Source organism: Streptomyces sp. YKOK-I1, assembly GCF_054660435.1.
On record NZ_BAAGDR010000004.1, the window covers coordinates 1 to 14,142 of the forward strand.

Here is a 14,142-nt window from a genome sequence, read left to right on the forward strand (position 1 = left end):
CCCGCGGAGCGGGTACCACATCGCTGCGCGATGTGCAAGCGGGGCGGTCGCTGCGCTCCCGCTGCCCGTGCGGAGCACGGGCGGATCCCTGCGCTGCGCTCCGGGATCCGGTGGGGCCGGCCGCGATGCGGCGCGGCGGGCGCGCGGTGCGCGCCGGGCGGCTGAGAGGGTGTCAGGTACGGCTAGTGGGGGCCTTTCGTTGGGGAGTTGGGGAGTCCTGCGGACTCCGGGCGGGTCCGCTGCGCTCCCCCGCCTGACGGTCCTTCCGGCTGCGCCTCCAGAACCTTGGGGCCCGCTGGTGCGGGCGGGGCTGGCTATGGGGGTGGGGGTCACTCGTTCGTGTCGGGTTCCAGTATAGCGTGTGCATCAGGTTGATGCAGCATGTACCGTTGGCGGAAACACGAGACACCCCCCAACCACACGGGGCGGGGGCACTTTTTGACGATTAGTCAGCGCGTGAATTTCGGTCCACAAGCTAACGCGAGGAATCACGAATTGGGCACCTTCGAGCCTCGGCCAAAGAACGTCACCTCAGATACGAGAAAGGCCGAATTCCGGGGTGCGGAGGTACCTGAGCCGAACGGCCCCTCGGGCCGGGCGGCGGAACCCGCCACGGACATCACCCCGGTTGCTGGTGCTTGTCGTTCGTCACGGCCGGCACCACCCGAGACTCAGAGCCGCTGGTGCCGCCTACGGTCTGCGCGGGCCCACGGGCCCGCACGCGAAGCCCCCTCAGCCGTGGGGGGTCCGGCCGGCGGCTGCGGGTGGACCTCGGCCACCTTAATACTTACGCAGACCAAGAAACCGCAGGTCAGCGGCGTGCACATCCGACGATCTGTCGGTTCAGGAGGTACACAACGCCGTTGATGTGTACCTCCTGAGGAGTCACATCGAATGCTGAATGTCAGCCTGACCGACAGTTCTGGGGGCGAAACGTCAGCCTGGCCGACACTCGCGACGGCGTCCCGTTGAGCGGTCCGTCGGAGCGCGTAGGGGGGAGATCTGTCCCCCTGGGGGGACACAACACGCCGGAATGTCAGCCAGACCGACATATCTGTCGGCGTGGCTGACATACTGCTGCCGTTCAAGATCAGCGAAGTGGAGAGCAGCCTCGTGTCATCCGAGCCACAGCGCCGCCGTCCCGCACCGAAGCGCGCGCCGCGCCGCCCGGAGCTGCCCCTTGACGATGAGATCCAGGCGTGGTCGAAGCCGACCCGGCCGGTTGAGGACCTGGATTCGCTCGCCGGCCGGTACCCGGACCGGCACATCTCGCTGAGCAGCAAGCGCAAGCCGATGGAGTTCTACGACACTCCGGAGCGGCCGAAGGCGTTCTCCATGGACTCGTTGGAGTTCTTCTTCCTGATCGCGCAGTACTTCCGCGAGGCCCTGCCGCTGCGGCTGATCCTGCTGATGATCGCCTGCCAGAAGGCCGGCGGGCGGATCCGCCTGACTCAAGAGGAGATGGCGACGGTCCTGGACGTGCACCGAGGGAAGCTCAACGAGGCCCTCGGGGAGATCATGTCGCACGGCATCGTCTTCAAGGTCCGCCGGGGCATCTACCAGTTCAATCCGCCCTACTCGTACCGCGTAGCTGAGTTCATCCCGGGCACCGAGCTGGTCGAAGCCGGGTACGTCCAGGTCGACCAGGACAAGACGATCGCGAAGATCCGCAAGGATGAGAGCCTGCCGCAGCTGGTGCGGTTCCCGTCGCTGGAGCACATGCGCGAAGCGATCGAGGAACTGCGCAAGGAGCGGGCCGAAGAACGCGCTGCACGCCGACTGGCCCGTGCCCAGCGCCAGGAGGAGGGAACAGCCCAGTGAGCACCTTGAAGTGGGCGGCGACCAACGCCGACAGCCTTCTCGCCGACCTGGACCTGCCGCCCGCCGCCTACCGTGCGCTGCTCAAGCTCCGGGGACGCAGCGAGGCTGGCGGCCTCATCAGCATTGACCAGGCCACCCTCGGTGAACTGCTCAGGCTCAGCCGCCCCAGCGTGAACGCCGCGCTGCGGGAGCTGGAGCTGGCCAAGCTCGTCAAGAAGGTCCGCAACGGCGTCTACCAGATCAACCCGATGCTGGCCGGCCACGCCTCCCCCGAGGACGCCCTGGCCGCCGTGAAGGCCATGCCCAAGGCGGACCGACTCGACAGCAAGACGTACGTGGCGAACTACCACAAGGCCGTCGCCGCTTACCAGGATCAGCTTGCCGAGCAGCGCAAGAAGCGCGCCGCCGCAGCGGCCGCCAAGAAGACCGCGGCCGCCAAGAGGCGCGGTTCGCTGCACGCCGTCAGCTGACCCGGCCGCCCGCCCGGCCGGGTAACACGACATCGCGGCGCTGCACCTGCGGGTGCAGCGCCGTTCGCGTGCTCCGAGCAGTACATCGTTCCCCTGGAGGGGAAACCCGCAGGTGAGCTCTATGGGCGAGGCCGTCCCCCGCCGGTCCTCGCGACCGCGAGGCGGGAGCGGATCCCAAGTTTCTGCCCGCCGGGCGGGAGCGGAGGCGGTGTCTCGGAGCGTACGGGCCTGCGGGACGCCAGGGTCGGTGAGGTTGCTGGCACTGGCGACCCGTACCCCATTGGAGGAGAACCGTGCTGGACCCCGAGGTGGAGATGCTGATCGAGACGGACTCCGACGCGTACGCGCTGTGGAGGGCGTTGAGCACGGTGGTGGCCACCCACCCGCTCGCCCCCAGGCCGGTGCGCGAGGACACCGCGACGGTCTTCCTGTCCGTGCTGGACGCCGACGACCTCGGGCACCGCACCCGCGTCCCGCTCGCCGGGCGCCGGCTCTCCGAGGCCCTGCTCATGCAGCTGCTCGCCGCGGAGCTCCCCGCGCTCATCGAGGCGGAGCTCGCGGGGTACGGACCGGAGCCCAGCTACCTGACGGTGTCGATCGGCGGGGACGTCGGCACGCTGCCGCTCGACACCCGGCTCGTACGCGGGCTGACCGCCCTCGCCGAAGTCACGACAGCGAACGAGTGCGGCCTGGACGGCGAGCGGGGCATCGCCGGGCAGTGCCGGCACTGCCGCGGGACGGGCCAGGCCCGCACCATCTGGCCGCCCGGCCCCGGCGCCCGCGCGGACGACCCGAGCGCGTGAACGGGTCCGCTGCACGGACCGCGGGCCGTGCAGCGAGAGCAGCAACCGGGAGCAGCGGGTGAACCGTTTCGTTGCAGCAGAGCAGCACGACCAGGTCCCGGTCGCGGCGGTTGGCACTGCCGTTGCAGCGCGCGGGGCGGGAACGCGCCGGGGCCCGTTGCTACCCGTTGCTACCCGCTGCTGCCCGACCGAGGCCGGCCTGCTGCCCGTGCAGCACCCTTGGGCCGCACGGGTCGTGCGAATACTGCGCCACAGTCCCCGACCCCGAGCAGCAACCGGCCTTGCACCCTTCACCACCAGGAGTAGCAGCCCGTCGCTCAACCCCGCTGCACCGTGCAGGCCGGGAAGGGTGCAAGGCCGCTGCACACGGGCAACCGGCAGCAACAGCGGACTCCACCGGGAGCACCAGCGCCCCTCGAGGACGGGGGGGCACCGGCGCCGAATCTTGCACCCCAATAGTGGTTAGTACAGATAGCGGTCCTCTGCGGGTTGTAGATCCTTCCCCCCTGAGAGCAGAGCTCGGTCCGGGAGCAGCCGAGAGCACCAGCGCGACGGAACGACGGCGGCAAGACGATCGTGGAACTGCTCCGAGGGGATCAGCGGTGCCTCGGTCCCCCCCGAAGCGCTGTGCGGCGCTGTGAGCGCCTCTGGCGGCCTTGATTGTCGTCCGGAGCCCGGAGGGCGTCAGAACGCCGCAGATGGCCGTACGGGGCCGGGAAGGATCATGTGCACGGAACGCTGGCAGGCCGTCCTCACAGGCGAGGGCAGATCACCGGGTCCCGTTCTGCGAGCTCCGCTCTCAGGGGGAAGGATCTACAACCCGCACCAGAAGCACTATCTGTACTACCCACTAATGGGGTGCAAGACCGGTCCGCGGCAACAGCTCCTGGGAGACGGTCTCGCAGTACGCGAGCGGGACCAGTGCGTGGAAGAGGTTCCCCTCGGAGACGTTCTGGACGGCCATGCCCAGCATCATCGAGAGGCTCTGGAGCGGTCCGTCCTCGCCGCTGCCGTCTTTCTCCAGGCGGGCGAGCACCACGCGGTTGCTCTGGTCCAGGACGTCGTACCAGAAGTGCTTGAGGGCCTGCGGGTCCACCCCGGTCAGGGGCGTGAGCCACAGGTCGGCGTGCGACTGCAGCACCTGCTCGGTGGGCCGGTAGTCCAGGACAACCCCGCAGTGCAGGCGGGAGTCACCGCCGACGGCGACGGTGGCAGCACCCGGCCACCCGGGCAGGTCCTCGGTGTGCGCGGGGCACAGGTACGCGAGCCAGGCCGGGTCCGTCCCGGCCTCAACGGCCGGTCCCTGCCGGATCGAGGTCGCCGTGGTGGAGCACTCCAGCACGATGCGCATCGAGGTGATCTGACGGCCGGCGGACAGCTGCTCCAGGACGGACGGCACGTTGGGCTCCTTCGGCGGCTAGACCTCGATGTACGCGACGACCACGACGGTGCGCAAAGCACTCACCCAGTACAGGAGGCGTACGCGCTCGACTTCGTCGGCGTACTGGCGCAGCTGGGGACCGCTGGCGTCGCCGGGGATCGGCTCGCCGACGTCCGGGTCAACGGAGACGACGACCAGGGAGCGGTCCAGGGCGTGGATCTCCGACTCGCTGCTGATGCCCTCCAGCTGCTTCGCGGCGGAGTCCGAGAAGACGATCCGGGCACGGCGGGGGCCGTGCTGCGGGGCCATCAGGCGACGGCCGGGCGCTGCGAGGCGAGCCGGGCGAGGTGGGTCTCGCGCAGCTCCTCCCACGGCGTGCAGTCCTCCACCGCGGGCAGCCCGTTCTCCGCGATGTCCTCCAGGACGGCGGCGAACTGGTCGGCGTTCTCGCGGGTCCTGGCCGCGTACGCGCGCACCGCGTCGGCGGCCGCGGGCTCCAGCTGCGGCCGGGCGTGGTCGGCGGAGGCGGCCGGCTGTTCGCTCATCGAGGGCTCCAGAGGGCAGAACTGGCGTCTGCTCCCACGGTATCGGCCGCCCCGGGCCTTGGGGACCGCTCCGGACGAACCAGCTCACACGAGGGTGCAAGACCCAGGGTCCGGGCCGGGCGCCGGGTCCACCTGGGTCTGCCCGGGCGATGACACAGATCAGCTGAACAGTGACACAGAAGGCCATGCCCACCAGGGAAAACAGGGGGTCGATGACACAGATCGGCCGGACTGTTCAGGCAGGGAGGCCGGGCACGACCTGGCCGTTGGTGATGTGCGTGCGGGCGGTCAGTGCGTGCCCGTCGCACACGGCGTACCCGCCGCTGCCGTCGTCGACCCGGACGCTGTGGGTGGCCGGCTCCGGGCACCGAGCGTCCAGCCGGTCGTACTCCCACACGTTGAAGCAGGTGAAGTCCGTGCACCAGGCGCGGTTCCCGCTCGACTTCAGCGTGGCGCCGTGCTCGGGGCACACGCCCCACGGCACGACGCACTGCCCCGGGCGGTCGGCGGTGTCCTGGAGGGCCTGGGCGTAGAGCTCGGCTGTGGTGGCGGTGTTCGTGGCGGTCACCCGGGAATTCTCCCAGTGCGCCCGCCGCCCGAGCAGGCGATCCGGGACGAACACGCACCGTAGCCGCCGCGGGCCCCGTGTCACGCTGATCGGCCCGAGCGCCGAAATCGGCCCTTGAGCCCGTGTTTTCGGGCCCGGAGGGCAGCGTGACAGTCGAGCGTGACACCCGATCGGGTGAACGTGACACCGGGTGCGTGACAGCCGTGACACTCACTTTCGGTGATCGCGGTGGGCGGCGCCGACACCGTCCGCACGCCTTGGCGCCGAACCGGACCCGCCACCGTGACTCACTGCGGTGGCGGGAAGACCGCGTCAGGACCGATACCGGGCGCCTCCACCCGCACTTTGAGGCAGTCGCCCAGGCCGTCGGCCAGCCGGTCCGCGACGGTACGGTGCAGCCACCGGGCGAGGTCGTTGAGCGTTGCCAGTCCGCCGTCGCCGAGCCGTTCGAGTTCCCGGAACTGTAGATCGCGTTCCAGTTCGGCGACCACGGTCTTCAGGGCAACGGTCTGGTCGTCGGTCACACGGAGTGCCGGGGCGGTGAGTTCGAGTGTGACGTGGTGGTCGTGTCCGAGGTCGGGGGAGCCGGCGCGGTGGGACAGACGCACCGTGAACGCGTGGCCGCTGGTCAGTGTGGCCTGGTCCAGATCGGCGGTCTGCTCGAGGAAGTGGTGGACGAAGTGCAACCGGGCCGGGTTCACCCAGGTGCCGTCCTTGAGGTAGATGTCCGTGCCGGGCAGGGCGAACTGGGCCATCGCCACCGCTCCCCGACAGTCCCGACAGCCGTCCCGACCCTTCAGGGCGATCGTCGGGTGGTACTTCACGAGGTGCTCGTAGAACGCCAGCTCGTCAGTCCTGAGGCCGCTGCGGTCATCGGCGAGCCCGTGCTTCCACCACGTATCGACGATCTCACGGCACTCGGGGCACGTTGCTATCTCGGATGCCACAGTCACCCGCCAACCCTATCCACCGTGGTAACACCCGGAGCGGGACTCGGGTTGTAGTCGGGATCGTCCTCGCCGGGATGGACCGTCTCGCCGAACGGCGGCTCGGTCCACGCGAGGAAGTGCCCGTCGGCGAGCAGTTCTTCGTAGTGGTGCCCGATGGCGCTGTGCTCTGCCCAGACCACGACGACGGCGCCGTGCTCCTGGCGCTCGCTCATGACACGCTCCCCGCGGAGTCGGCTGGCTCGGTGGCGCGGGTGAGGAACGCGGCGAGGGCGGCCGCGGCTTCGGGTTCGGCGGTGGCGAGCCGGGCCGCGAACGCCAGCTGGCCGGTGTCCGCGGCCGGGACCAGGCGGGCGAGTTCGGCGAGCAGCGCGGCGTGGGTGAGGACGGGCGCAGGCAGGAGGCCGGCGGCTGCTTCGCGGGCGGCAGGGTCGCGGTAGTGCCCGAGGTGCGCGGCCAGGGCGTGGGCGAGCCACGCGTCGACGTCCTGCTGCACGTACGACCCGGCGCGGCGGGTGAGTTCGTCCCGGACGGCTTCATCGCCCTCTCGGGGCTCGGTCTGCTCCAGCGTGCCGAGCTCGCGCAGCGCCTGGAGCTCATCGGCCCGGGCGGCGATCCGCTGGGCTTCGCGCCACTCGGCTTCCCGGACGGCGGCGGCCGCAGCTTCGGCGGCGAACTCCTCCTGGACGACGACGTCGACGCCGGGGTCGTACACCGTGTCCGGGGCCGCGCCGGCGAGCAGCTGGGCGAGGCGCTCCCACTCCGCGAGCTCCGCGCGGCCGCGTTCGTCGTCGGCCAGGTGCTCGTGACGCGAGTCCTGCCGTGCGTCGAAGCGGGCGTCCTCGAGGGCCGCCGCGACGGCAGCCGCCGACATCCCCGTCGCCCGGCGGCGCACGACCCGCCGTCCGATGCGCGCGGGGTCGACCGGCTCGCGGGGCGCGGCCGCGCGAGCGGCGAGAGGCCGACGGGTCCAGGGGGTGCTCATCAGGGCCTCGCAATTCGTCGCCGCAGAAGAAAGGCGGGCCGCCGCAGAGCGCTGCACGACGGCCCGCCGATACGTTTTATAGCAGACCTCGAATTCCGGTTTCTCAGAACTTGAACTCTATCGACCTGACGTGCGTGAAATTCGCCTGGAGACCAGCCGCCCGGGTGCCCCATTCCGTGAAATACGACTCGGTGATGGCCTCCGCGACGACCGGATGCAGATCCTCCTCCGTCGCACCTTCCTCCTGGAGACGGAGGATCTCCTTGGCGTAGGCGGGCGAGATCGGGGTGCTGACGAACCGTTCACGGCCGTCGTCCGAACTGCCCCTGCAGGCGAACCCGAAGTAGGCGTGGACGTTCACCATCATGCCGCCGGAGGTCGCCGCACGCTCCCTTGCCTGCGCCCTGACCTGTGGTTGCCACTCCGATGCGGTCTCCTCCACCAGCGCCGCCTGGAGGCGCTTCTGAGGCTTCTTCAGCTGTCCGGCGCGGTAGCGCTGCACCGTACGGCGCGAGACACCCAGACGTTCGGCGAGGTCCTTCGTCGACCCCTTCGCGCGCGTGAGAAGGAATTTGATCTGGGCTTTCGCGGATTTCGGCGCGGGCCGGGTGACGGTCTGGCGCTCCGCGCGGGTGAGGGCGTCCAGGACCTTGCCGCCGCGCGGGGCCGGCTGCTGCGAGTCGTGCTGATCATCCATGAAGACAGCCTCGGGCAGGTCGCCTGTGGACAGGTGCCGGCGAGCGCGGCCCCGGTGTCGGACAGGCGGCACTGTCGGCGGCTCGAACTACTGTTGGGCCGTGACGACGTACGACTACCCCGACGATCTCCTCAAAGCGCAGCAGTCCCTCAACGAGGTGCGCGCCAGCCTCAAAGCCCTGGTCAAGACGCTGCCGTACTCCGTGGAACCCATGGAGGCATGGCAGCGCCCCGACGGCTACTGGCTCGCCACGTCCCCCGCGCATCCGGCCTCGCCGGGCTGGTCGGAGCAGGAGCAGAACGACGTCGCCGCGCTGCGGGCGCGGGAACGCGGCCTCGCCGCCGCGATCGTCACGCACACGTTCTGGAACGAGGTCTCCGCGCCCGAACGGCCCGATGCCCGCTCCCGGCTCCGGCACGCCCTCGGCAGCGGGGACGGCGAGGGCCTGGAGGCCGCGTAGCCGTGGCGGACACCCCGCACGCGAACGAGCCCGGACCAGTCGGTCCGGGCTCGCAGGCTGTTCGGGGCGTCTAAAGATCGAATTCCAGGTGCTCGATATCGGTGAAGCGCACTTCCTCCAGCTGCCCGGCGCGGCGGCCGTTGTCCTGGAAGTACACCTCCTTGAGCGCTTCGGCCGCGAGCTCCTTGAGCTGCTGGTCGGTGGCGCCGGCCTCCTGCGCGTCGAAGAGGCGGGCAGCGTAGCGGGGCGGCAGGGCGACGGTCAGGTGCCGGATGCGGTCCTGGTCCGTCGACCCGATCGGCGCGGTGTAACCGAGGCGGGCACGGGTGTCGATGACGATGCCGCCGGTGGTCGCCGCCTTCTGCCGGGCCTTTGCCCGGATCTGCGGCTGCCACCGCTTCTTCACCTCGCTCTCCAGGCGCGCGGCGAGGTCCTTGCGGGGGTGCTTGGCCGTGCCCGCCACGTACCGTTCCACCTGCCGCTGGGACATCCCGAGCAGTTCGGCGACGGCCTTGGTGCCCTTGAGCTTGTCGACCAGGTACCGCATCTGCGGGCCTGCGTTCTTGGGTGCCGGGCGGGTGAACGCCTTCTGCACCGCCTTGTCCAGGCCGTCGCCGAACAGGCTCATCGCGGTCTACTCCCCGCTGCTGTGGTGGTCGGTGGTGTGGGTGATCTCGATGTCGGCCCATCCGTCGGCGGCGTAGTGCCAGTTCCCGGCGCTCCTGGCGCCGTGTTCGGCGTGAAGCTCCAGGCTGGCCAGGAGCCTGTTCCAGGGGGTGTCCAGGGCGTCGGCTTCGTCCTCGGTGAGGCCGGCCACCGACTGCTCGGCTGCCCTGGAGACGGCGGACAAGGCGTCCTCGAAGGAGGCGACGCGGGCGGTTCCGGTGGTGACGCCGGATGGTGTGGTGAACGACCAGCGGGCCGCCCAGGAGCGCGTGTCAGAGTGCATGGTTCCGTCCTTGCCTCGCATGTCTCCTACTCTCCGTTGTCGACGTTGGTGACGGTGCCGTCCTTGATGTACCGGGCCAAGTTGAGTTCCGGCGCGTTGAACTGCTCCCGGACGCCCTCGCCCCACAGCAGCTCCTGGGTGCCCTCCCACTTCACCAGGCCGGGGTTGATGCCGAGCTTGAAGCCGCCGGGCAGCGGCTTGCCGTCCCGGTAGGGCAGGAAGTCCAGCGGGCTGGCGCCGTCGACCGCGTACACGACGCAGTCGGACAGGATCGCCACCGGGTACTGCCCGGTGAACGCCGCGTGCCTGACGATCTTCCGGTGCAGGTTGATCCGGGTGCGGGAGATGACCGCCGCCCGGATGTCCGGCCGCCACGTCGGCCGGGACAGCGCCCGCCACGGCTCACCGGCCTTCCAGCCCTCGCCCCGGGGCCGCTCGCGCAGCTTGCCCAGGCCGCTCTTCACGGTGCCCTTGACCGCGTCCACGACGATCGCCAGCTCCGGGTCGCGCTGCCGCCAGCCGGACATCGCCGTCAGGAAGTCGGCCGGGTCCGTGTCCGCGTGCACGCCGAGGTCGGCCATGGTCGCGAGGAAGGCGTCACGCAGCCGGTTGTACCAGGAGTCCAGGTAGCGGCCGGAGTCGTAGCGAACCCACGCCTCGAGCGGCGTGACGTCGTAGCCGAGCTCCACCGCGTACGCCACGGTCGGCGTCGCGTACCAGGCCGGACCCGTCGGACGCTCACCCGACGGCGTGAACGGGCTCGGCAGCAGACTGCCGTCCAGGTCCACCCACTTGTCCTTGCCGACCTTCACCCTCGACAGGTCCACATGGCTGAGGTCCACCAGCCACGCGCCGGGCAGCTTCGCATCGAACACCGGCGCCTTCACCTGCGTCGGCGCACCGAGACCGACGGTCAGTCCGTTGGCTCCGGCGGCAAACGCCATGTTCACGTCGATACCCACCAGGTGCCGCCGGGTGTATTCGGCGTCGGTGAACGGCCGCGCCCAGTCGTACGCCTCCTCGAACAGCTTCTCCGCCGGGGTCCGCGTGTGGAAGCGCGGCAGATCCTTCAGGAGCGGGTGGTTGTCCGGGGCCTCGCACGGCGCGCAGTCCACCGGGTCCTTGCCCAGGCTGCCGGGGTTGTGCTCGGAGTGCCGCTGACCGTCAGCGTCCGGCTCCGAGGCGCGGGTCGGCGGGTGGAGGGCGGTCATCAGCTCCAGGCTGGTGACGCCGGTGGAACCGCGCGGCGTCATCACCCGCGCCGCGTACACACCCAGGACCCGGGCGAGGTCCGCCGGCGCCAACTGCCCGGCGTCGCCCCAGCTGCGGGGATCGAGCGCGTTCCACGACGGGATGCACAGCTGCACGCAGGCCCGCTCCGAACCGGTGGCCGGACGGTAGATCCGCGCCCACGGCCCGAAACCCCTCTTGGTCAGCTTCCAGTCCGCGCGGACCAGCTGCTTGATGACCTTGTGCCCCTCCGGGATCCGCCCGGCGTGCCGCTCTTCCTCGGAGAGGCCGACGGGCAGACCGTAGCGTTCCAGCGCGGACGGGGTGAGGACGATCAGCGGGTCGGCGTCCTTGCCCGGGCCGGACAGCTTCGGCTGGCCGAGCAGGGCCTCCTTGAGGGTCCAGTCGACCAGGGACGGGAGGGACTTGGCGGGCACGTCCAGGACCAGGCCGCCGACGCAGTACGCGAGGACCTGGCCGTCGGCGTCGACGTCCACGACGGCGAGCGGACCGTTGGCGAAGCGCGGGTCGGCACCGGCCGGGGTGTTCGCCGGGGCCGCCTTCCGCGCGGCCGGACGCCGCGACGTCGACGTCGGCCTGGCGGCGGGCGCCGGACGCGACGCGGCGGCCGGAGCGGTGGCGGGACGGGACGGGGTGTTCTGTTCAGTCGTCATGACCGCAGCCTCGGGCGCTGGACCTGTGGACAGAGTCCGCGCTTCCGGCGCCGGGGCGGGAGCGCTCGCGAACGTCGCGGGAACGGCCGTGTCCTGCACGGGTGTTGAGGCGTTGGCATCAGCGGGGTAGAGCTCCGCGAGCTGACTGAGCAGACGGGCGTACGCCTCACGCTCCTTACCCCGCGGCTCGGTCGCCTTGGTGCTGGACTCCCAGCCGCTGACGGTCGCCCGCCGCACCTCCAGCGCTTCGGCCACCTCGTCCAGGGTCAAGCCGTGCGCGACACGCAGCCGCTTGCGCTCCGCCGGCGGCGGCAGCGGGGACCGGGACGCAACCAGCGCGTCGACCCGGTCGAACAACTCGGACATGGAACACCTCCTGTCTCTCAAGCATAACGGAAACCGTACGGATCGCGTACCAAACGCGTACGGATCGCGAACATTGGGCATGATCGTGCTGCTAGGGAGTCAACCGAGCCCCGACGGGTCAGGCCCGTACGAGCGGGCCCGCCGCGGCGACGAAGGCGTTGTGCGCGGCCCGGGCGAGGCCTGCGCGCCGGTCACGGTCGGACCGGTCGGAGGCCTCGTGCAGGGTGAAGGTGACGTCGACGACCCGGTGGGCGAGCGCCAGGACGCGCGGGTCATCGGTCAGCAGCTGGAGCTCGGTCAGGGCCTCGCCCACAGCGGTGCGCGCCTCGAGCGCGGCCGTCTTGGCCGCCTCCCGGTCGCCCTCGGGGGCGACGGCCTCCCGCAGGACGGAGCGCTCGTGCTGCAGGCGGCGCATCGCGGCGAGCCGGGAGAGGAAGCGCACGAACACCTGTCGCAGCTCCTGGCGCTGCTGGACCTGCTGGGCGAGACGGTCGCGGCGGGCGGCGGACCGCTCCTGCAGACGGAAGCCGAGCACGGTCGCCAGCAGCGCTATCAGGGCGGCGACGGCGGACGAAGCGAGTTCCATGGTCATGTCTCCCCGGTGCGGAACGAGGTGGGCGGGCAAGCGGCGAACCCCCGGCGCGCGGCCGGGGGTTCGGGCGGGACTACCAGGAGGTCGGGGCGTACTTCTCGATCAGGCCCATCAGCCAGTCGGGGGTGACGTCCTCGTCGATCCCGCTGCGCAGCGTGACGGTGCGGCCGTCCATGTCGACGACGCCGTTCGTCAGGACGCGGTGGCCGGAGACGGCGGCCTCCCAGGTGGTCTCCGTGGCGCCGGCCTCACACCGGTAGGTGATCCACACGCCGTACGGGGCGACCTTCAGGTCCAAGGTCGGGGAGGCCAGGTGCGGCCTGTCCGCCAGGCGCAGAATCTCGATGTGCTGCTGGGCGATCCGCTCGCCAGGCGCGACCTCGGACCGGATCCGGGCCGCGGTGGTCACGCGGGTGGCGAGCTCGCAGAAGTACCGGTCCTGCGCGGTGCCGGTCTTCACGCTGGCCACCATCAGGTCACCGAGGAACCGGCAGAACGCCCAGGGGCTGAGGGCCTGCACGTACTCCAGGGCGGCGGTGGTGGCCTTCTCCAGGTAGATGAACCGGTGCCAGGCGACCGCCGCGGTGTAGCCGGCCGCGATGACGTCGTCGCCGTCCAGCGCGGCCTGGTCCCGGACCCGCTCACGGGCGATGCGGACGGCCTGGTAGGCGCGGCGGTGCTGGTCACGGCCCTGGTGGAACCGGGGCACGTCGGGGGTGAGCCCGAGCGCCGCGCGCAGCCACCACGCGAAGTCCTCGGCAGCCTCCTGGTCGGCGGCACGGGCCGCCTCATCGGCGACGGCGGTCGGCTTGACCAGGGTCTTGGCGGTGCTCTGCATGGTCTCTCTCCACTTCGGAGGTGACGGTGTACCCCGAATTTATAGGGCGCCCTAGAAATTCGTCAAGGGTACTCTAGAAAACAATCTTGAAGTCCCCTACAGTCGGGGCATGACCACGCAACCGGCAGACCTCATCAACAGCGACGCGTTCGACAGAGCCCTTGCCGACGTCGCGGCCATCAAGGACCCCGTGGACCGGGACAAGGCCGCCCGTGCCCTGCAGACCGCATTGACCGAGGCGATCGCCGAACCCCTCACCCGGACCAAAGCGGTACGGCAGCAGACCGTTCTCGAACTGCGCCAGAACCTCACCCTGGCCAAGGTCGCCGAGCAGCTCGGGCTGTCTGTCGGCCGCGTCGACCAGCTCGCAAAAGGCAGGTAGTCGTGACGGACCGAGACGAGTCGTCGTGGACGCATCCGGACGCCACAGCGGAGCTGCCTCCGAACGCGCCCCCGGGCACGGCGCGGGTGACCACCGGCTCCATGGCCCGGCGCGTGAACGCCCAGGAGGCGCAGGACTTCGGCATCTCCACCGAGCGGGCCTGCCTGGTGATCGAGCAGGTCTTCTACGACGCCGAGGACGACGTCCTGCAGCACACGGTGACCGTCAACTACAGCGGCCACCCCCACGAGATCCGCTACCAGCCCACGGCTGAGGACCTCGCACAGCGTGAGTAGCCGGCACCGTACGGACGCCTTCTCGCGGATCAGCCCCACGCAGGTCCGGCACAGGGTTGCGGGCTGCTCGGTCCGGGCGTCTTTGGTCCCCCGGGGTTGTCAGTGGCGGGAGGTATCGTCAGCCAGTTGAGCGCTCGG

Annotated in this window: 19 protein-coding genes; 6 read left to right on the forward strand and 13 right to left on the reverse strand. The window is 70.5% G+C overall.

The annotated features are described in order from the left end of the window. Window positions 1-1,062 precede the first annotated feature (1,062 nt). The 3 genes from ACYQ8Q_RS44810 to ACYQ8Q_RS44820 all read left to right on the forward strand — a co-directional run bounded on the left by ACYQ8Q_RS44810 (window position 1,063) and on the right by ACYQ8Q_RS44820 (window position 3,094). Window positions 1,063-1,821, forward strand: coding sequence for a hypothetical protein (locus ACYQ8Q_RS44810; protein ID WP_460073945.1), 759 nt, complete (start codon window positions 1,063-1,065; stop codon window positions 1,819-1,821). Continuing rightward, window positions 1,818-2,291, forward strand: coding sequence for a MarR family transcriptional regulator (locus ACYQ8Q_RS44815; RefSeq protein WP_460073947.1), 474 nt, complete (start codon window positions 1,818-1,820; stop codon window positions 2,289-2,291). Before ACYQ8Q_RS44810 ends, ACYQ8Q_RS44815 begins: the two co-directional genes overlap by 4 nt. 293 nt (window positions 2,292-2,584) lie before the next feature. Beyond that, window positions 2,585-3,094, forward strand: a complete 510-nt coding sequence (locus ACYQ8Q_RS44820) for a hypothetical protein (protein ID WP_460073950.1) — start codon at window positions 2,585-2,587, stop codon at window positions 3,092-3,094. An 850-nt stretch (window positions 3,095-3,944) separates the two neighbouring features. Here the strand turns inward: ACYQ8Q_RS44820 and ACYQ8Q_RS44825 are convergent. The 8 genes from ACYQ8Q_RS44825 to tpg (ACYQ8Q_RS44860) form a co-directional block, all read right to left on the reverse strand. Next, window positions 3,945-4,493 (reverse strand): hypothetical protein, encoded by a 549-nt coding sequence (locus ACYQ8Q_RS44825; protein WP_460073952.1) that lies wholly within the window; start codon window positions 4,491-4,493, stop codon window positions 3,945-3,947. Between the two features lie 18 nt (window positions 4,494-4,511). Continuing rightward, window positions 4,512-4,784, reverse strand: coding sequence for a hypothetical protein (locus ACYQ8Q_RS44830; protein ID WP_460073955.1), 273 nt, complete (start codon window positions 4,782-4,784; stop codon window positions 4,512-4,514). Further along, on the reverse strand, window positions 4,784-5,020 hold the full coding sequence (locus tag ACYQ8Q_RS44835; protein WP_460073958.1) for a hypothetical protein: 237 nt from the start codon (window positions 5,018-5,020) through the stop codon (window positions 4,784-4,786). Before ACYQ8Q_RS44835 ends, ACYQ8Q_RS44830 begins: the two co-directional genes overlap by 1 nt. Window positions 5,021-5,255: 235 nt before the next feature. After that, on the reverse strand, window positions 5,256-5,588 hold the full coding sequence (locus ACYQ8Q_RS44840; RefSeq protein ID WP_460073960.1) for a hypothetical protein: 333 nt from the start codon (window positions 5,586-5,588) through the stop codon (window positions 5,256-5,258). 287 nt (window positions 5,589-5,875) lie between these two features. Then, window positions 5,876-6,541 (reverse strand): hypothetical protein, encoded by a 666-nt coding sequence (locus ACYQ8Q_RS44845; protein ID WP_460073962.1) that lies wholly within the window; start codon window positions 6,539-6,541, stop codon window positions 5,876-5,878. After that, window positions 6,538-6,750 carry a hypothetical protein gene (locus ACYQ8Q_RS44850; RefSeq protein ID WP_460073965.1) on the reverse strand — a complete coding sequence of 71 codons (213 nt, stop codon included), beginning with the start codon at window positions 6,748-6,750 and terminating at the stop codon, window positions 6,538-6,540. The genes ACYQ8Q_RS44845 and ACYQ8Q_RS44850 overlap by 4 nt, the downstream gene beginning before the upstream one ends. After that, entirely contained in the window at window positions 6,747-7,520 is a 774-nt protein-coding gene (locus tag ACYQ8Q_RS44855) for a hypothetical protein (protein ID WP_460073968.1), read from the reverse strand. Before ACYQ8Q_RS44855 ends, ACYQ8Q_RS44850 begins: the two co-directional genes overlap by 4 nt. Window positions 7,521-7,623: 103 nt before the next feature. Next, the gene (gene tpg, locus ACYQ8Q_RS44860; RefSeq protein WP_460073971.1) at window positions 7,624-8,217 is read right to left on the reverse strand and encodes a telomere-protecting terminal protein Tpg; all 594 of its coding nucleotides are present in this window, start codon (window positions 8,215-8,217) and stop codon (window positions 7,624-7,626) included. A gap of 100 nt (window positions 8,218-8,317) precedes the next feature. Between tpg (ACYQ8Q_RS44860) and ACYQ8Q_RS44865 the strand changes: the two genes are divergently transcribed. Further along, complete coding sequence (locus tag ACYQ8Q_RS44865) at window positions 8,318-8,677, forward strand: nucleic acid-binding protein (protein WP_460073974.1); 360 nt, start codon at window positions 8,318-8,320, stop codon at window positions 8,675-8,677. 70 nt (window positions 8,678-8,747) lie between these two features. Here the strand turns inward: ACYQ8Q_RS44865 and tpg (ACYQ8Q_RS44870) are convergent, their stop codons facing one another. From tpg (ACYQ8Q_RS44870) to ACYQ8Q_RS44890, 5 genes are all read right to left on the reverse strand, one after another. After that, on the reverse strand, window positions 8,748-9,305 hold the full coding sequence (tpg, locus tag ACYQ8Q_RS44870) for a telomere-protecting terminal protein Tpg (RefSeq protein ID WP_460073977.1): 558 nt from the start codon (window positions 9,303-9,305) through the stop codon (window positions 8,748-8,750). Between the two features lie 6 nt (window positions 9,306-9,311). Next, a complete protein-coding gene (locus ACYQ8Q_RS44875) occupies window positions 9,312-9,626 on the reverse strand; it encodes a hypothetical protein (protein WP_460073980.1) in 315 nt (104 codons plus the stop codon). Window positions 9,627-9,652: 26 nt separating this feature from the next. Beyond that, a complete protein-coding gene (tap, locus tag ACYQ8Q_RS44880; protein ID WP_460073982.1) occupies window positions 9,653-11,896 on the reverse strand; it encodes a telomere-associated protein Tap in 2,244 nt (747 codons plus the stop codon). A gap of 118 nt (window positions 11,897-12,014) precedes the next feature. Next, complete coding sequence (locus ACYQ8Q_RS44885; protein WP_460073985.1) at window positions 12,015-12,482, reverse strand: hypothetical protein; 468 nt, start codon at window positions 12,480-12,482, stop codon at window positions 12,015-12,017. 79 nt (window positions 12,483-12,561) lie between these two features. Beyond that, on the reverse strand, window positions 12,562-13,326 hold the full coding sequence (locus tag ACYQ8Q_RS44890; protein ID WP_460073988.1) for a hypothetical protein: 765 nt from the start codon (window positions 13,324-13,326) through the stop codon (window positions 12,562-12,564). A 109-nt stretch (window positions 13,327-13,435) separates the two neighbouring features. Between ACYQ8Q_RS44890 and ACYQ8Q_RS44895 the strand changes: the two genes are divergently transcribed. Next, on the forward strand, window positions 13,436-13,708 hold the full coding sequence (locus ACYQ8Q_RS44895) for a sigma factor-like helix-turn-helix DNA-binding protein (RefSeq protein WP_460073991.1): 273 nt from the start codon (window positions 13,436-13,438) through the stop codon (window positions 13,706-13,708). A 2-nt stretch (window positions 13,709-13,710) separates the two neighbouring features. Beyond that, a complete protein-coding gene (locus ACYQ8Q_RS44900) occupies window positions 13,711-14,004 on the forward strand; it encodes a UTRA domain-containing protein (protein WP_460073993.1) in 294 nt (97 codons plus the stop codon). The last annotated feature ends 138 nt before the right edge of the window (window positions 14,005-14,142 follow it).